Source organism: Pedobacter sp. UBA5917 (assembly GCF_002432345.1).
In the GTDB taxonomy this organism is placed as follows: domain Bacteria; phylum Bacteroidota; class Bacteroidia; order Sphingobacteriales; family Sphingobacteriaceae; genus Pedobacter.
In genome coordinates, this window is record NZ_DJDT01000033.1 from 16,310 (window position 1) to 35,023 (window position 18,714).

16 protein-coding genes are annotated in these 18,714 nt (G+C 38.8%); 10 read left to right on the plus strand and 6 right to left on the minus strand.

Annotated features, from left to right (window positions below):
- Positions 1-72: 72 nt before the first annotated feature.
- Together B2V92_RS02220 and B2V92_RS02225 are read left to right on the plus strand one after the other, a co-directional pair.
- The gene (locus tag B2V92_RS02220) at positions 73-1,092 is read left to right on the plus strand and encodes an SDR family NAD(P)-dependent oxidoreductase (RefSeq protein ID WP_293304447.1); all 1,020 of its coding nucleotides are present in this window, start codon (positions 73-75) and stop codon (positions 1,090-1,092) included.
- Positions 1,093-1,148: 56 nt separating this feature from the next.
- Positions 1,149-1,955, plus strand: coding sequence for an AraC family transcriptional regulator (locus B2V92_RS02225; RefSeq protein WP_293304448.1), 807 nt, complete (start codon positions 1,149-1,151; stop codon positions 1,953-1,955).
- Positions 1,956-2,012: 57 nt separating this feature from the next.
- Here B2V92_RS02225 and B2V92_RS02230 read toward each other — a convergent pair whose 3' ends face one another.
- Complete coding sequence (locus B2V92_RS02230) at positions 2,013-2,969, minus strand: nitrilase family protein (RefSeq protein WP_293304450.1); 957 nt, start codon at positions 2,967-2,969, stop codon at positions 2,013-2,015.
- 73 nt (positions 2,970-3,042) lie between these two features.
- Entirely contained in the window at positions 3,043-3,849 is an 807-nt protein-coding gene (locus B2V92_RS02235; protein ID WP_293304452.1) for a helix-turn-helix transcriptional regulator, read from the minus strand.
- A gap of 178 nt (positions 3,850-4,027) precedes the next feature.
- Between B2V92_RS02235 and B2V92_RS02240 the strand changes: the two genes are divergently transcribed.
- A complete protein-coding gene (locus tag B2V92_RS02240) occupies positions 4,028-4,522 on the plus strand; it encodes a DUF416 family protein (protein WP_293304454.1) in 495 nt (164 codons plus the stop codon).
- Positions 4,523-4,532: 10 nt separating this feature from the next.
- Here the strand turns inward: B2V92_RS02240 and B2V92_RS02245 are convergent, their stop codons facing one another.
- The 4 genes from B2V92_RS02245 to B2V92_RS02260 form a co-directional block, all read right to left on the minus strand.
- Positions 4,533-4,898: a helix-turn-helix domain-containing protein gene (locus B2V92_RS02245; protein WP_293304456.1), complete on the minus strand. Its 366-nt coding sequence runs from the start codon at positions 4,896-4,898 to the stop codon at positions 4,533-4,535.
- Entirely contained in the window at positions 4,898-6,877 is a 1,980-nt protein-coding gene (locus tag B2V92_RS02250) for an LTA synthase family protein (RefSeq protein ID WP_293304457.1), read from the minus strand. The genes B2V92_RS02245 and B2V92_RS02250 overlap by 1 nt, the downstream gene beginning before the upstream one ends.
- Before the next feature lie 127 nt (positions 6,878-7,004).
- Positions 7,005-7,709, minus strand: a complete 705-nt coding sequence (locus tag B2V92_RS02255; protein ID WP_293304458.1) for a hypothetical protein — start codon at positions 7,707-7,709, stop codon at positions 7,005-7,007.
- Positions 7,710-7,826: 117 nt separating this feature from the next.
- On the minus strand, positions 7,827-10,250 hold the full coding sequence (locus tag B2V92_RS02260) for a TonB-dependent receptor domain-containing protein (protein ID WP_293304459.1): 2,424 nt from the start codon (positions 10,248-10,250) through the stop codon (positions 7,827-7,829).
- Positions 10,251-10,896: 646 nt separating this feature from the next.
- Between B2V92_RS02260 and B2V92_RS02265 the strand changes: the two genes are divergently transcribed.
- The 7 genes from B2V92_RS02265 (at position 10,897) to B2V92_RS02295 (ending at position 18,712) form a co-directional block, all read left to right on the plus strand.
- A complete protein-coding gene (locus B2V92_RS02265; protein WP_293304460.1) occupies positions 10,897-11,496 on the plus strand; it encodes an HD domain-containing protein in 600 nt (199 codons plus the stop codon).
- 68 nt (positions 11,497-11,564) lie between these two features.
- Positions 11,565-12,242 (plus strand): response regulator transcription factor, encoded by a 678-nt coding sequence (locus B2V92_RS02270; protein ID WP_293304462.1) that lies wholly within the window; start codon positions 11,565-11,567, stop codon positions 12,240-12,242.
- Positions 12,239-13,492: a sensor histidine kinase gene (locus B2V92_RS02275; RefSeq protein WP_293304463.1), complete on the plus strand. Its 1,254-nt coding sequence runs from the start codon at positions 12,239-12,241 to the stop codon at positions 13,490-13,492. Before B2V92_RS02270 ends, B2V92_RS02275 begins: the two co-directional genes overlap by 4 nt.
- A gap of 821 nt (positions 13,493-14,313) precedes the next feature.
- Positions 14,314-14,721 carry a PepSY-like domain-containing protein gene (locus B2V92_RS02280; protein ID WP_293304465.1) on the plus strand — a complete coding sequence of 136 codons (408 nt, stop codon included), beginning with the start codon at positions 14,314-14,316 and terminating at the stop codon, positions 14,719-14,721.
- 2 nt (positions 14,722-14,723) lie between these two features.
- On the plus strand, positions 14,724-15,515 hold the full coding sequence (locus tag B2V92_RS02285) for a phosphatase PAP2 family protein (RefSeq protein ID WP_293304466.1): 792 nt from the start codon (positions 14,724-14,726) through the stop codon (positions 15,513-15,515).
- 100 nt (positions 15,516-15,615) lie between these two features.
- Positions 15,616-17,133, plus strand: a complete 1,518-nt coding sequence (locus tag B2V92_RS02290; RefSeq protein WP_293304467.1) for an ArnT family glycosyltransferase — start codon at positions 15,616-15,618, stop codon at positions 17,131-17,133.
- Positions 17,134-17,464: 331 nt separating this feature from the next.
- Positions 17,465-18,712, plus strand: coding sequence for a hypothetical protein (locus B2V92_RS02295; RefSeq protein ID WP_293304469.1), 1,248 nt, complete (start codon positions 17,465-17,467; stop codon positions 18,710-18,712).
- Positions 18,713-18,714 lie beyond the last annotated feature (2 nt).

Genomic DNA, 18,714 nt, shown 5'->3' on the forward strand with positions numbered 1-18,714 from the left:
AAGATTGACATTTTGAGCAAAGCGGCCTGTTGTTAAGCCCGTTATTTTTGTTGTGTATTAAAACAATAAAAAATGAAAAGCAATAATTACAACGGTGCATTACAACAACCAATCGGTTCAGGATTTAATGCAAGCTCAACAACAGATGAAGTAATAAAAGGTATTAGCTTAAAAGGAAAAACAGCTATCATTACCGGCGGTTATGCAGGTATCGGTTTAGAAACCACCAAAACCTTTGTACAGGCTGGGGCAACAGTGATTGTACCAGCCCGCGACATTGAAAAAGCAAGAAAGAACCTAACCGGACTGGTTAACGTAGAAGTTGAAGCCATGGATTTAATGGATTTTGACTCGATTAATACCTTTGCAGAAAAGTTTTTAGCCAGTGGCCGTCCGCTCGATCTGTTGATCAACAATGCCGGTATTATGTGGGTGCCTTTACGCAGGGATGCCCGTGGTTACGAATCGCAGTTTTCTACCAATCATTTAGGCCACTTTCAACTCACAGCTAAATTATGGCCTGCACTTAAAAAAGCGGAAAGTGCAAGGGTGGTAAATGTATCTTCATACGGCCACCAGATTGCGCCTTTCAATTTTGAAGATCCTAATTTTGAACAGCACGAATATCAAACCCTCGTAGGTTACGGACAATCTAAATCGGCCAATAATCTATTTGCAGTTGAACTGGATGCACGCGCTGCCAAATCCGGTATCAGGGCATATTCATTACATCCAGGTTCTGTTAACCACACCGATTTGGGTAGGGAAGCCCCAATGGAACTATACCAGCAAATGGGCACACACGATGCCGATGGAAATATTTTTCCGGAGGTAGAAAAGAAACTTAAACAGCTTTCGCAGGGTGCGGCCACCACCGTTTGGTGTGCCACAAGCCCTTTATTGAATGGTATTGGTGGGGTTTACTGCGAAGATGCCGATGTGGCCGAACTGGATTTGGGAAATATCGAACACCTGATCTCTGAACCTTCTACTTTACGTGGCGTGCAGCCATATGCTGTTGATGAAACCAATGCGAAACGTCTTTGGGATTTAAGCGAGCAATTATTGGGTATTACTTTCGATGCCGATTAATAAAACAGATTATTTGTATTTTAGAAAAGTAATTTAAACCGATCAGCTCACCATAAATGGAATTTCAAACGAAATATATAACGCCCGAAATTAAACTTTCCTGTTATGAGGACAAGTTGTTTAAAACGGAAGTGGTGTTTGATAACCACATGCTGATCTGGTTTATCTCAGGCGAAACTAAGATTATAGAAGCAGATAAAGAGCATGTTTTTAACGCAGGCGATATTTTTTTAATCCCAAGAAATCAACTGGCTACCATTATCAATTACCCAAAAGATGGCCTGCCACATAAAACCGTGGTGATGCATTTATCGGCCAATCGTTTGCGCGATTTTTATGCCAGCATTACAATAAAGCCACAGGTACAGGTATCGCAGAAAATATTGAGTTTTAGTCACCATCCTTTGCTCGAAAGCTGTTTAGCCTCTTTAATTCCATATTTCGATCTTCAGGAAGCCTTTCCGGAGCATATTGCTGCAATGAAAATCAACGAAGCCATCAATATTCTGCGGTTTATCGATGAGGGAATAGACCATGTTTTGGCCGATTTTCAGGAACCCGGTAAAATGGATCTTGTTGATTTTATGGAGAAAAATTTCATGTTCAATATGCCATTGGAGAAATTCGGATACCTGATCGGACGCAGCTTATCAACCTTTAACCGTGATTTTAGAAAAGCTTTTAATCTTTCGCCGCAAAGATGGCTCACCAAAAAACGGCTCGAACTGGCGCATTATAAACTGGTAGAAAAAAATAAGAAACCTGTTGAAGTATATATGGAATCGGGTTTCGAAGACCTTTCGCACTTTTCTTTTGCCTTTAAAAAGGAATTTGGATATGCACCTTCTGCCTTAATAAAATGAAATATTAAAATCAGACAATATAAAAATGTTGTCTGATTTTATTTTTCACCTAGCCGATCAGATAGCCTTCTTTTTAAGCCAGGCCACCTGCTGATTACTTTCATGTGGCTTACCAATGATATTTTTATAAAGATCTGGTTTTCTGGCCTGGATATATCGGTATCCTCCGGCATCTGTAAGTTTGGAGGGGCTTAATTCAGCAATTACAAATTCACTACCTAACGACCTGCATTCTGCCACAACATCCCCAAAAGGATCAATAATCATCGAACATCCGTTTTTAAGCTGATCGTCGTCCATGCCAATGGGGTTGGCAAAAACAGCATATATTCCATTGTCGTAAGCGCGGGCAGGAAGCCACTTCATTAGCCACTCACGGCCTTTAGGGCCATCAAATTCCTGACGTAAAATGGCGCTGTTCAACTCTTTGTGTTTCCAAAGTTTAGCATCTACAAAACCGGCTCCAGGGCGGGTAGATGGTGTGCACATGGTTACATGGGGCATAAAAATAATTTGTGCCCCCAGCAGGGTTGTTGCCCTCACATTTTCGATAACATTATTATCATAGCAGATTAGAATGCCGCATTTCCAACCATATAAATCAAATACCGTGTAAGCATTGCCCGGTAAAAGATGTGGATTTATAAACGGATGCAGTTTTCGGTGTTTGGCAATAAGGCCATTTCCATCAACACAAACATAGGCTTTGAAGAGGTTGTTGTTTTCATCTTTTTCGAATAACCCGGCAAGGATAGCGATATTATATTCTTTGGCAATTTCGATTAAACGCCTGATAGTGGGGCCATGGGGCACTAATTCTGCCAGTTCGAGCATCTGCGGCTTATTAAGGTGCCTCGCAAAAGTGTAACCCGTTACCGAACATTCGTGGAAGGCAATTGCCTGTGCACCCTGATTTGAGGCTTTTTTAGAAAGCTGTTCAATTATAGAAAGGTTATATACCTTATCGCCATTCCGGTTCTCAAACTGCGCTGTGGCTATTTTAAAGTTTTCCATTTTGATGTTTTAACTGATCAAAACTAATCAGCACCATCAGGAAAAATTTGTATAAAACCGACAATTGATAGATTTAAAGCCGCATCAGATTTATTGCCAGCATTTGGTTCGTATGTTTATAATGAAAAGGTGTAAAACCAGTCATTTTTTTAAAATTACGGTTAAGGTGGGCATGGTCGTAATATCCCGAAATATAAATCAAATCGGTTATTTTTTCCTTATCCGGCTGTTTTTGAAGTAATTTAAGAAAGTGTTGCAACTTTATGGTATCTGCAAATCTTTTTGGCGAGGTACCCACATACTCGCGGAACTTACGCTCCAGCTGTCTTTCGGTTATGGGGAGTGTTTGAAGTAAATCTTCGATACTGATTAAGCCATGGTGCTGGTAAATGCTACGTATGGCCATACTAAAATCGGTAGTTAAGTATCTTAATGGAGTAAGCCGGTTAATTAAAAACCGTTCAATGATGGCAATGGCATCAGCAGTTGATAAAGTTGTAATCAATTGTTCTTCAACATCGCGGGCTTCCTGTCCGAAAAAAATAGCCAAAGGTGCCGTTTCATCATTTAATTCATACGCTGCAGTATCGAAATGGGTAAATAATGCACAAGGCGCTAAAACCACAACTATCATCTTCAAATCGCTTTGAATAAGGATCGTATTGTGATGGCTCAGTTGTCCATAAACAAAACTTTGTGGTTGTAGAATAGCTGCCGAATTTTCATCGTTTAACTGCAAAAACGGATCTTTTAAATGAAAAACAATGCCGGGATTACCATCAGAAAACATACGGTAGGATTGCGCATTACTAATTTTTTGGTCTATAATTAAGTAATGTTTAACAAAACCCTGAAGTAAATGATGTGGAGGTAATTGCATAGGCAAACAAATGTAGCAATTGTATAAAACACGAGAACCATTAGGGGGAATAAAATTGTTCCGGTAAAAAATACGTCTATCTTTGCGGCCTGGCACATTTATGCATTTAGAGATTAAGCGTATTTCTTAATTATATGAGTTATTTAATGGCCAAGTGATTTTCGAACAATTACAATAAATGGATTCTACGCAGTTTTACGAGCGCTTAAGCAAGCAATTAACCTTTTTACCTAAACATCGACTGATCAGTTTTGGATTAGATATTTGCGAAAGGCTTTTGCCTGATTATATTGAATTTCACCATGAATTTAATTGGGGAGATCCTGAAATATTAAAAAAATCAATCCAGTACGTTAAGGATTCTGTTGCTGATGTTGTTGATGAAGAAAAGGTAAATCAGCTTTTAGCCGGGTTGGAAGAAGTTATACCGGATACGGAAGAATTTACCGATCCAGTAGGTACTTATGCCTTAAATGCCGCTTGTGCGGTGTTCGAACTGCTGGAATATCTGATCGATCCTGAAATAGATCATTTATTAAACATCAGTAGTGTAATAACAGATACCCTTGATTTTAAATTAAGCGAACTGGAAACCGATTTGAATGAAGAAGACCTGTTAAAACATCCCGAAATGTTGAAAGAATGGAATTATCAGTTAGAATTAAGCAAATAATTACTGATTTTTATGATTTACGTAAATTTTCTAACGAAAGAATAATTTTCTTCTGACTTTTTATGGTTTCATCACAAAGTTCGAGTAACCTGTTTTTTTCTTTGATCAACTCTTTTAGCTGGTTAAGTTCCTGATGGTTCTGTACCACCAGATCGATTTCAAATCGGCTCAGATCTTCATCCTTACGGTAATACTCAAAAAAATTAACGCCGAGCTTTATCGAAATCCGTTTTAAGATGTCGGTATCTATTGATGCCGATTTAAGTAAAGTGCCTACGCGGTGTTTAGTAATACCAATTGCAGATGCCAGTTCTTCTCTGCTGATGGATTTTATTTTCATCTCTTTCCAGATCAGCATACCAATGTTAATGCCCATTATTTCTTTTTAAATTCAAAACCATACAAACCATTTTGGTATAAATACGAGGCCATTTGATAATTCGTTATCGCTTCGTTAATTAATTTTTGATCTGCGGGTATAGTTACGGCACTTCCGGTTGCAAAATCTGGCTTATAAGTAGCCACTTTTTTATTCGGATCGAGAATGATCAATTTATTGTTTTTGATGTAACCTAAACTTTGGTATGTGCTGATAAAGGCCCTTTCATCAGTATTTTTCATTTTAAACACATCCTGGCCAAAGAATTTGCTGTCGTAACTGAAATTAAGGTAACCTAAAATAGTTGGTCCGATATCGATCTGAGCAGTTAATTTTTCGAATTTACCCGGTGTGATGTGTCCCGGACTATAAAAAATCATCGGAATATGGTATTTATCTACCGGAAGTTCTACTTTACCTGCACTTGAGGCACAATGATCGGCCACAATGACGAACAAAGTATTCGAAAACCATGGTTTCTGTTTGGCTTCGCGGATAAATTTTCCGATTGCGTAATCGGTATATTTAACTGCGCCTTCTCTGCCCGTATGCGAAGGAATATCGATCCTTCCATCAGGATAGGTGTAAGGACGGTGGTTCGAAACCGTCATAATCTGTGCGAAAAAAGGCTTGTTGTTTTTGTAGTCCTTATCCAGCTCACGTAACGATAGGGTAAACAGGTCTTCATCGGCAACACCCCAGATATTAGAATAGTGGATTTCCGAATCCTGCAATGCGCTTCTATCCGTTACCTGGTAACCATTGTTGGAGAAAAACTCATTCATGTTATCAAAATAACCATAACCACCATAAATAAACCTGCTGTTGTAACCTTTGGTGCGGAATATACTACCTAATGTAAATAGATTATGGTTATCCGGACGTTTCACAATCGATTGGCCGGGCGTAGGGGGGATGCAGAGCGAAAGGGCCTCCAAACCACGTACCGTACGCGTGCCTGAGGCATATAAATTGCTGAAAAGCAAGCCTTCTTTCGCTAAAGAATCGAGCTGCGGCGTAATGTGCTGCGTATTGCCGAAGGTGCCCAAAAATTCAGCGCTTAAGCTTTCTACACTGATCAGCACCACATTCATCTTGTTTTCAGTGCCTACATTATTGATGTTTCTCGAAGTATTTTTAAATGTTCCGTTTTTCGCAGTCGAATCCTGTTGTAATAAGCCATTAAGGATCGATTCGGCATTTTTAATCGGCAGTGTTTTATAAAAAGTATTATAATCGAGCTGGTTGTTCCAAAAAGCAAAACCAAAATCGTACATGCCATTGCCCGAAAGTTCGTTAACATACTGGTTTTTACTCAGGTATTTCAATTTATGGCTTACGCAGAAATAGGTAAATACCGGCAGACATAGAAGAACTAATGCAACTTTTGTCCTTTTGCCGAAAGTACTTTTATTGGTGGTTGATGGTGTGATGTAATTCCTTAGAAAATAAACAACTATGGCCGTTACAATCACTAAAACAAGCATAATGCTGTTGATAGGGTATGATTGGCGGATATTTCCGATTACTTCTGTGGTATAAACAAGGTAATCGACCGCTATAAAATTATAACGTACAGAAAACTCTTCCCAAAAGAACCATTCGGAAATGGCGTTGAAAATAAGTGTGAAAACAACAAAGAAAAAATAGATAAACAACAATATTCTGTTGAATTTACGGTCGTACCATTTCGAAGGCATTAACCATAAATAAATTACAATCGGAATTACCGCAAACGATGCAGCAGCAAGGTCGTAAAATAGGCCAATAATAAAAACTTTAAGCAGGTTAAGTACCGACCAATCAACAGATGAGGCGCTATAAAGCAATAAGGAAAGTCTGGTAAGCAACGATATGCCGCACAATAAAGCGGTAACAAGGAAAACAGGACCAAACCTGTTATTTAATAATTTAAGTGTGTTTTCTTTAATACTCATTTTAATGATTGGATCCGAAAAATTGATCTTACCCGCCATACTTTTATGCAAGCAAAGGGCGAAGGTAAGTTCCAATTCTGAAGGAATCCTGAAGGTTTGGTTAGCGTTTAAAGATATTGATAAGTAACCGACTTAACAATTTATTAATAAATCATTTGTTAACGGATTATTGTTTTGAAAAATTAACACTTAATGTTGAAGCAAATCGGGCCACCAATTTATCGTACAATGTTTTGTTTATCGTGTTGGAAATAATGATCATATTATTGGTGCCTGTGCGTGTGGTTTGTCCGAAATCACTTGCTGTTAATCCAATTACCAATGCATTTAACATTATATTTACCTTGGCCAGGTATGTACCCGAGGTAACTTCAACCCTGGCAGCTTCCAGTTTAATTACCTGGGCCTGGTTCATTTCAAACCTAACCGGAATTTTGGTGCCCGATGCTTCAATATACGTTCCGGTTAACAACAAAGGTGGGTTGCTAACCGAACTGCTTAGGCTAAGGTTAAACTCATTATGTTCGTAAACGCCCGATGCCAGAGAAACTGTACCAGATAAAGAATCAGGTTTTAAGGCATTAACCAGGAAAAAATTTTTAGATTCTAACGATATCGGTGTACTCGCCTTTGTAGCACTGAATTCTACTTTGGCAATGTTAACACTGGCAGTTGTCCAGTTAATGCTTCCATTTGTACCGGCAGCTACCACAGCCCCACTTGCACTGGCATTGGTGCTCAACGAGGCATTTAAATTGCCTGCGCTAAAACTGTAACTCAATTTGGTGTCGGCCACTACATCCTTTTTAGTACAATTGGTTAATAACAGCACAGAAAGCGCCGCTAAAGTAATGGTGTAAAGTTTTTTCATGTTGTTTGGTTAGGGGTAAAAAGTTAGTTAAACTTCAGTATTCAATGTACAGTTCAATTCTGTAGCAATTCTGAAGTTGCATTAAAAATGCCCTTTTTACCCCTTTAAACCCAATATCTAAAATTTATAACTATAACCTAACCTAAAAACCTGCGTTTCATAATAATCGGTACTGCTTAACCTGAAACCATTTCCATTGATTTCTTTTTTGATTTTTAACGTATTTAAAATATCATTCCCATTCAGAAAAATTTCCCCTTTTCCTTGCTGGATCTGTTTTTTAATACCCAGATCGGTTGAAAATCTTGCACCGATTTTTCCCTGAGGGATAATGTCGGGGGCAAGGTAAACCATCGATAGCTGGATGTCTGTTTTTCCGGGTAGCTTAAACTGTCCGTTAAATTTCGCATTGCCCGATACGATCGATTGCTCAGGCATGCTGTATACCGTTGGTACCGGATATTGATTGGTAATGGTAAAAGCATTGATCTTGTTCTGGTAAATCGTTGTACTCAGATTAAACGAAAACCATGGCGCAAGTTCCTGTTGTAAAAGTAACTCTCCTCCTGAATTAAAGCTTCTCCCGGCATTTTGGAAAATGTTATAAATAATGGTATTGCCGGGAACAACGGTTGCAATACGTGTAATGGTACCGTTTACGATTTTATGGAAGGCCGAAGCATAGAAATAGCCCTTATCCCAATTGTTTTTATAGCCGAGTTCGATGGCATGGGTAAACTGTGGACGCAGGGTAGGGTTACCCACTTTTAACAGCTCTGGCTCATCGTATTTGGGGAATATCCTGATGTCTACTTCGTTCGGCCGATCTACCCGTTGGTTATAAAAAGCGCTGATTTTATTCTTTTCGTTAATCTTATAAGCGAAACGCAGGTTGGGAAAGGGCCTGAAATATTCGTAACCATCACTTTTATAGGTGTTGTGGTTCGGATTTACCTTATAATCTACTTTCACATATTCCATCCTCAAACCAGCCTCCAGTTCGATTTTGTTGTTCTCGTAAACATAATTGCCATATACGGCCGGGATATTTTCACTGTAATCGGCCCAACCACCAGCATTAACGTCGATTGGAGAATTTAAGCCCGGATAAAATTGCATATCGGTAGGGATAAAACGGTAACGGTATTTAACCCCCGCTTCAATCCGTCCGTGTTTTAACGGACGTACATAATCTAAGTTAAAATCCGAAACATGTTCATCCGATAGTAGTTTAAAGGCATCCATTCCCGTAAAGGCGGGCATAATATTGGTGAAGAAATATTTTTCGTCTTCCCTGTGCCATGTATAATTAAAGCCTGCGTTTAAAGTATGTCCTGGCTGTGCAAATTTGTGCTGATAAACTGCAGAACCCGTTGCTGTATATTTTACTTCATCCTCCACAAATTGCCATAAACGGTTCCGTACCGAAAAATCGCTGTTGAAATAGGGAATATCACCGAGATCGCCGATTTTTTCGCGGTTAAAAAAGCCCGAAAAAGTGAAGCTATTGTGTTCATTCGGATTGAAATCGAAACCGCTTTTTACCGTGCTGAATGTGGTGGTACGGTTGCGTTTTACCTGTTGGTTAAGAATAGTACCATCATCGTAAAACCTTTGCGAAAATTCGTTTTTATTTAACGTTTGGGTGTACAGATAATCGGCCTGTAAAAAGGTATTGAATTTGTTTTTCCGGTAATTTAACGATAACGAAGGATTAAATTTTGGTGTGGCCTGGTATTGTGCACTGATTCCGGGCAGATTTTCCCTGCGTAACCATAAAGCACCCAAACCCGTACTCATGCCCAGTTTACCATTAAAACCCTCCTGTTTGTTTTTCTTATAAATGATGTTAATGATGCCTGCATTACCATTGGCATCGTATTTTGAGGAAGGGTTATTGATAATCTCGATACGTTCGATGGCCGAAGCAGGGATATTATCGAGCCCGGTCTGACTGCCAAAGCCTGTAATGGCATTTTGTTTGCCATCAATCAGTACGGCAATTTTATCATTTCCCCTTAACTGTACCTTTCCATCCTGGATGGTAATACCCGGAAGGTTCTGCATGGCCTGTAACACCGATCCACCTAACTGACTGGTATTTTTGGAAAGATCGTAAGTTTTTTTATCCAGTTTGTTGCTTAACCCTTCATTCTGAGTGCCCTGAACATTAACCGTTTGCAGGGTTTTGGCATCTTCGGGCAGTTCGAAAATACCGAGATCTAGAAATGGGCTCAATGTACCAATGTTAATGTCTTTTTTTAAAGTTTGATAACCCATCATACTGATTTGCATTTGGTAATTGCCAGGTTGGAGGTCTTTGATCGAAAAGCGCCCCTGGTCATCACTGATTGTACCCAAAAGAAATTTCTCATCGTTTGGTTTTTTAAAAACAATGTTGGTATAGGGTAGCGTAGTTTTGTTTTTCGCTTCTTTAATCTGTCCTGATACCGTAATGGGTTTTTCCTGTGCGCAGATATCATCCGCCAACAGGAATATAGAAAAGCAGAATAGCTTTAATATCCGTTTGTAGTTTTTCATAATTGTAAGTTTTCCGCCGGCAAATTAGAAAGCAATTCTGAAGAGAATCTGAACGCTATGAGGTTTGATTAATATTATGTTTTTTGGCATTATGTAGGCTTGCTTTGAAGCACAAATAGGTTTTACCGAAGAACGCCAGTCAATCCCAAGTGCGGGGATCAAAAAAACAGTTGCAAAACAGAACAATTGCCACTTCCAAACCTAAACGCAGTGGTTTTGTGCAGACCTTGCCAAACCTCTGATCATTCTAGCATCTTTTCTGCACAAACCCCGAAGGGCTCAATCAGACAAAAGAAAATATATTTAAAACTGATTAAACAAAGTGCCGCTGTTTTTTTGATATGAAAGGGCTTGTGGGAAGCACATAGCTGGATTGACGAAGCGCTTTGGGTACTTTGGCGCTCCAAAATGCGAAGCATTCTTGAACACAATTAAAAACAACAATAACCGTGAAAAACTACCATGCCTAGCGGCATAGGAGCGAAAGAGAAAATATATTATTAACAATATTCGAAAAATCAATGTAAAGGTTAATATGCGATAATATTTATGGATACTATATAATTTATTCTTTTTTAAGACATACACTCTACAGTATTTCTTCAGAATTAACTGCTACTATTGTATGTTTATTGGAGATAGGTAAATGGAAAAAGAGCATAATATTTTGCTGATAAAAGCCGAAACTTTCGTTAAAGAACTTTTAGAAAAAGAGCTGCCCCAAAATATGTACTTCCATAATTTTGAGCATACTTTATTGGTGGTTGAGGGCGTTAAACTCATTGGTAAGCAAAGTAATATTGCCGAAAATGATTTATTTCTGCTCACTTTGGCCGCTTTTTTACATGATGTGGGCTATACCAAACAATACATCGGGCACGAGTTGGCCAGTACGCAGATTGCCAGAACATTTTTGCTCGAAAACGAATTGGATCCGCTCCATATTGAAACGGTAACAAGTTTGATATTAGCAACAAAATACCCACAGTTACCAAAAAATAGTTTAGAGGAGATTATCTGCGATGCCGACTTTTATCATTTTTCCCTCCAAAATTATACAGCTTTCGCCGATAGATTAAAAAGAGAGTGGGAAGAAAGCCTGCATTTAGTATATAATAATAGAGAGTGGGACGCTATTAATTTAGATATGCTTACCGGCCACCAATATTTTACCGGTTATGGTAAAAAAATCCTGCAAAAGAAAAAGAACCTGAACATCGAAAAACTGGTGCAGCGTTTTACCTAACCGGCTTAAAACTGTATATTCAGATTCCGGTTTTTATTGATGCGCATTGAGAAACATATTTTATTACCATGAAAATTTTAGTTATTGAGGATGAACAGGCTTTATTGGAAAGTATCCTTGCCTATTTTACCGGTGAAGGTAACATCTGTGAGCATGCTTCTGATTTTGCCTCTGCCAACGAAAAGATATCACTTTATAATTACGATTGTATTCTCCTGGATCTTGGACTGCCAGGCGGCGAAGGACTTGAATTATTGACTAAGCTTAAACAACTGAAAAAAAGGGATGGTGTGCTGATTATTTCGGCCAGACACTCTTTGGATGATAAACTTGCCGGTCTGGATCTTGGTGCCGACGATTATCTGGTAAAACCTTTTCACTTATCCGAACTTAAGGCCCGCGTAAGTGCCATTATCCGTAGGAAAAATTTTGATGGCGACAATGTGATTGTTTTTAATGAAATAACAGTCGATGTTTCGGCAATGAAAGTTAGCGTTAAAGGCAATCCGGTTAACCTTACCAAAAAAGAATTCGATCTGCTGGTATATTTCCTTTCCAACCGGAATAAAGTGGTAACCAAAAATGCGATGGCAGAGCACCTTTGGGGCGATGAAATGGACCTTTCGGATGATTTCGATTTTATTTATACCCATGTTAAAAATCTCCGTAAAAAAATACTGGAGGCCGGAGCAGCTGATTACCTGCGCTCGGTTTACGGAATCGGATATAAATTTGGCGATATATGAAACTCTCCAACCGTTATAACCGCGTAAATATCTTAACTTCCATTGTGGTACTTATCATTACAGGAGTTATTTATTATGTGGTAATCCATTTTATTTTAACCGAAAAATTAGACCGCGATTTAGCTGTAGAAGAGAACGAAATTAACCAGTATGTAAGCACTTTTCATAAACTTCCGCTGCCTGCCAGTTACCTCGATCAGCAGATTGCTTATAAGAATATCAAAGGCATTAGCCCCGAACGCGAATTTTTATACACCACTTATTATAACCCTAAAGAACAGGAGAACGAACCCGGGCGGAGTTTAATTACCGTTGTACATGTAAATGGTAAGGCCGTTGAGGTAACCATAACCAAATCGAGGGTAGAATCAGAAGATTTGGTGAGGATTATATTACTCATTACCGTTGGCATTACCCTGGTACTGCTTTTATCGCTGTTATTGATCAACAGGTTTGTACTGAACAGGCTTTGGCGGCCTTTTTATTCCATTTTAAACCGGATGAAAGCTTTTGAGGTAACCCGGATGGATAATATTGAACACGAGCCAACCAAAATAGACGAGTTTAACGAGCTCAACAAATCCGTAAATGCCATGGCCGAAAGGGTGCGTCAGGATTATAAGGAACTGAAAAGTTTTACCGATAATGCTTCGCACGAAATGATGACGCCTTTGGCCGTGATCAACTCCAAATTGGATTCTTTACTACAGACCGAATCTTTTACCGCACAACAGGGTGCCTTATTGGAAGATATTTATCATGCTACGGGTAGACTATCCAGATTGCACCAATCTTTATTACTGCTGGCAAAAATCGAAAATAACCTGATTTCCGATCTGCAGACCATCGAACTGAAAGAAATGGTGGAAGCAAAAGGCCGTCAATTCCAGGAACTATTGGGAAAAGATGGATTGGTGCTTAATGAAAAACTCGTGCCGGTTGAAATTAAAATGAGCCGCTACCTGGCGGATATTCTCCTGAACAATCTTTTTAGCAATGCCGTAAGGCATAATGTAGCTGGTGGGCATATCAATATAACGTTGAATAAAGACGCTTTAACTGTTTCCAATTCTGGTAAAATAGCTAACCTGCAGACCAAAATCTTTGATCGTTTCTCAAAATCTGTAGAATCAGAGGGAATGGGCCTGGGTTTGGCCATCACCAAGCAAATTTGTAATCTTTATGGTTTCAGAATTGAGTACCGGGAAATAAATGGAGAACATGTTTTTGCTGTTTATTTTGAAGGTTGATTGTCATCCTGAATTAATATAAACTTTGACAATCATATAGGCATATTGCTAGGTGATTGTCAAAGTAAGTTCCTTCTGCGAAAATCCGTGTAATCAGCGGGAAACTTAACGCCTTATTTTCTCCCGCAGATTTAAGATGATGCACGCAGATTCCATAATTCGTCATTGCGAATTGAAGTGGTTATTTAACCTAAAATTTGACAATCTTACAGGCATATTGCTAAATGATTGTCAAAGTAAGTTCCTTCTGCGGAAATCCGCGTAATCAGAGGGGACCTTAACGCCTCATTCTCTCCCACAGATTTAAAAGATACACGCAAATTCCGTAATTCGTCATTGCGAATTGAAGTGGTTATTTAACCTAAACTTTGACAATCTTACAGGCATATTGCTAAATGATTGTCAAAGTAAGTTCCTTCTGCGAAAATCCGCGTAATCAGAGGGGACCTTAACGCCTTATTTTCTCCTGCAGATTTAAGATGATGCACGCAGATCTTATAATTTGTTATTGCGAGCTGAGTGCAACGCAGGCGAGAAATCTGTCTCGAGATAGATTTCTCCACTCCACTGCGTTTCGGTCGAAATGACGATTTTATTTATTTAGTCAATTAATATAAACTTTGACAATCTTACGGGCATATTTCTAAATGATTGTCAAAGTAAGTTCCTTCTGCGAAAATCCCCGTAATCAGCGGGAAACCCTACCGCCTCATTTTCTTTCGCAGATTTAATACGATTTGCTCAGAATTTTCCCTAAAACCCTCATAACTACAGAATTTCTCCATAATTGGCTTATAGTTTTGATTTAAAATTTAAAAACTATGAAAACAATTTTTGGAATTTTATTGCTTGTGGGTGGTATGGCTACCGCTGCGCACGCACAGAAACTTAACGAAGCTAAAGTACCTGCTCCCGTTATTGCTGCATTCGCTAAAAATCATGCCGGAACCAAAGTTAAATGGGAAATGGAAAAGCAGGATTACGAAGCTGGTTTTACATTGAACGGCAAAGAAACTTCGGAAGTTTACTCGGCAAAAGGTATGCTTTTAGAAACCGAAACGGAGATTAAATCTACCGAATTACCAGCTGCGGTACTGGGTAAATTAAAAGGTGCTAAAATTGCTGAGGCTGCCAAAATTACCAAAGCCGATGGAACCATTTATTACGAAGCAGAGGTAAAAGGCAAAGATCTATTGTTTGATGCTAACGGAAACCCGGTAAAACCCTAATTATGCGTAATTTCTTCCACTGCACCGTACTTTTCGTTGCATTCAGTTTTTCATGCGCTGCCCAAAGGGTAGATTCTGTTCAAAACATATCATCAGATTCGCTGGGAAGATGGTATTCGGGCAATCCGATGCCTAAACAGAAATTTAAGGCGGTTGCTTTTATTGCACCAGTGGTATTGGCAGGCTATGGTTTTGCAGCAGTTTATGATCATGGCGCATTAAAACAGCTCGATGTAAGTACCAGGGCGGAGTTACAGGAAGACCATCCATTATTTGCAGCCCATGTTGATGATTATCTCCAGTTCGCACCGGCAGCTGCTGTATATGCACTTAATTTATCGGGTGTAAAAGGCAGGCACAACCTGTTCGATGCATCTATGTTATATGCAACATCGGCTGCAATTATGGGTGTTTCAACACATTTTGTAAAGCAGGGCGTTGGCAGGATGCGACCGAACGGAAATGGAGAAAATTCTTTTCCGTCAGGCCATACTGCTTCTGCTTTTATGGCTGCCGAATTTTTGCACCAGGAATATAAAGATGTTAACCCTTGGATCGGTTATGCAGGTTATTTTGTAGCTACTGCTACCGGCACGCTGCGCATGTACAACAACAAACACTGGTTTAGCGATGTGGTGGCAGGTGCAGGTTTTGGGATTGCCTCAACCAAAATATCCTATCTGGTATATCCCTATATTAAAAGTCTTTTCACTGCAAAAAAAGAAGGCAATTTTACCTTTATGCCTTTTCACCAACCAGGAAGTACAGGTTTAATGCTTTCGGGCAGGTTTTGAGCTAGGAATAGAAGTTTTGTAACGCTTCACTTACAATAGCCATTTCTTCAGCATTTCTACAGAATCCAAAGATAGTTTTGGTTATATCTCCCTTAATAACATGGATTTAAGAGAAAAAAGTACAGTTTTTACACTCAATAAAATACCATTTTTCCTGTTTGTTGGCATATTGCTGATCAGATTAATTGCCATAGGCTTAATGGGACCTATGCCACAGGATGCTTATTACTTTTTTTATGCGCAACATCCCGATTTATCTTATTTTGATCATCCACCTGCCATTGCTTACCTGCTTAAATTATTTACATGGGTTTTAGGGAAAAATGTATTTGCCATTAAACTGGCCGATTCAGTTTTGACAGCATTAACTTCCGTAGCGGTTTATCGGCTTGCGTTAAAATTCTTTAACCAAAATCAATCGCAGAAGATTATTGTACTTTTTTTGAGTACACTTATGGTAAGCATCCTGTCGTTGGTTTCTACGCCCGATACACCTTTACTTTTTTTCTGGACACTTTCGCTGTTTGCACTCTATAAAGCCCTGTTCGAAGAAAAAAAAGCTTGGTGGCTACTGGCTGGAGTTTTAATGGGATTGGCTTTCGACAGTAAATATACAGCGGTTTTCCTGCCTTTGGGAACACTTTTGTTCTTGTTACTCAATCAACCCAAAAGGAAACTTTTATTAACGGTATGGCCCTGGTTAAGTCTTGTTATAATGGTTTTGATTGCTTCGCCGGTAATTATCTGGAATGTAAGAAACCACTTTGCCTCGTTTGCCTTTCAGGGATCGCAGCGAATGCATGCTGCTGCTGCACTCGAGCTAAAACCGAAATTTGTGTTAGGCCTTTTAGGGCACCAGCTTTTGCTGCTGATCCCCGTACTTTTTATTGCCGTTGTGGTAATGCTTTATAAGGCCGTTAAAACTTATGTACGTTCGTTACGTACAGTACCTGTAACTAACCTGTTCCTGCTTTGCTTTTTCCTGCCGATTTTTGTTGCTTTTCTGTTGTTATCACCCATTTACTGGATCAAGATCAATTGGATGATGCCTGCATATATTACAGGAGTTATGCTTGCCGCATCTTATATCAATAAAAAATGGTTAAGCATACAAATCATTACCTCATTTATTATCCACTTCGGGCTGCTTATCGAACTGTTGTTTTATCCTGTTCCCATCAAATCAGATGATACCTGGGTAGGATGGGAAAAATTACACCAAAAAATTACGCAGATAAAAAATGAACAACATGCCGACTTTGTGTTTTCGGCTGATAACTATAAAACCGCTGCCGAACTTAATCTGTACAGTAGTTATTTTATTTACGGGCAAAATGTAATCGGACAAAATGCGCTACAGTTTGATTATATTGGTACTAAACTGATCACACTCAATGGTATGGATGCAATTTATATAAATTCTGATCCTGGCTTTAATGATAATCAACTAAGCGCTGTTCGCCCTGTTGCTGTTCTCCCTTATTTCGATTCAGTTACACAGTTAAAACCTGTTATTATTAACGAAAAAGGTAAAGCAGTACGTAAATTTTTTATCTACCTGTGCAAAGGTTATAAATACCATCCAAATAAAGCCGCTACAGATTTTCTTCATAATTGATCCGTAATTTGGCTAATAAAACAAAATTAGTTTATGTGTAGTTCCTGGCTATTAAGAAATTAAGGACATTAAGAAAGCAGTAAAATGGAACTTAACTTTTCTTAACTCCTTAATGGTTGAAAAATAACTAGACACTATTACCATTAAGAAATTAAGGACATTAAGGAAGTGAGGATATAAAACTTAATTTTTCTTAACCCCTTAATGGTTAAAAAATAACTAAACAATACTACCATTAAGAAATTAAGGACATTAAGAAAGTAGCTTATTTTTCTTAACTCCTTAATGGTGAATAAAAACGAAAAACACCTGTAGTGCAATAAAAAATAAAATGGACCTAAAGTTAAAATACCTGATTTTTTACCTGCTTGCCTTTTCATCTATTGGGGCAATGGCGCAGCAACCGGTAAAAAATCTCGATTATTATTTAAAAGAAGCTGAATTTAACAATCCGGCGCTTAAAGATTTTCAGAACCAGCAACGTTCCGCAGGTATCGATAGTTTAATTGTCCGCGCTACCGCAAAACCACAGGTTACGGCCACTTCTGCCGGAATGTATGCGCCCGTTATCCGCGGTTATGGTTTTGATGAAGTGCTTACCAACGGACAGGCCTTGGAAGCCTTGCTTAATGTAAACTACGATCTGCTGAACAAAAAACAGATCAATAACCAGTTGGAAGGTATTAAAATCCAAAGTGATTCTATTAAATATGCCGGACAATTATCACGTTTCGACTTACAAAGAGCCATTGTTGATCAGTATATTTTGGCTTTTTCCAGTCAGGAGCAGGTTGATTTTAACTACGGGGTTGTTAAACTACTCCAGGAAGAAGAAACCCTGCTTAAAAAATTAACGCGGAGCAATATCTATAAACAATCAGAGTATTTAACCTTTCTGGTTACCTTGCAGCAACAGCAACTGGTGGTAAAACAGGCCGAATTACAGTTTAAAAACGATTATGCCACTTTAAATTACCTGGCCGGCATTGCCGATACCACAACGGTTAAACTCGCCGATCCAAAATTACAGACGGATTTCAGCACAACGGCCCAGCGTTTTTTTACAAAACGATTCGAAATAGACAGTTTAAAAAACATCAATCAAAAAAACGCCATCGATTTTAATTATAAACCAAAATTAGGGGTATATGCAAACGGAGGCTATAATTCTTCCTTTATTTTGCAGTCCTATAAAAACTTTGGTACAAGTGTAGGTTTTACTTTTTCGGTACCCATTTATGATGGTCACCAGAAAAAAATGCAGTATAATAAACTTAACCTGGCTTCCAAAACCGTATCCAATTACCGTGATTTTTTTATCCGGCAACAGCAACAACAGTTAAACCTCATCCGCCAGCAGATTAACCAGACCGATGCGTTATTCCCTAAAATAAACGAGCAGATCCGCTTTAGCAAAGGTTTAATCGAAGTAGATAGCAAACTGATGCATACCGGCGATTTAAGGGTAGCCGATTTCGTAATCGCCATCAATAACTATATGGCAGCACAGAACTTGCTCCGTCAAACCAATATTAACCGTTTAAAACTGATCAATCAATTTAATTACTGGAACCGATAACC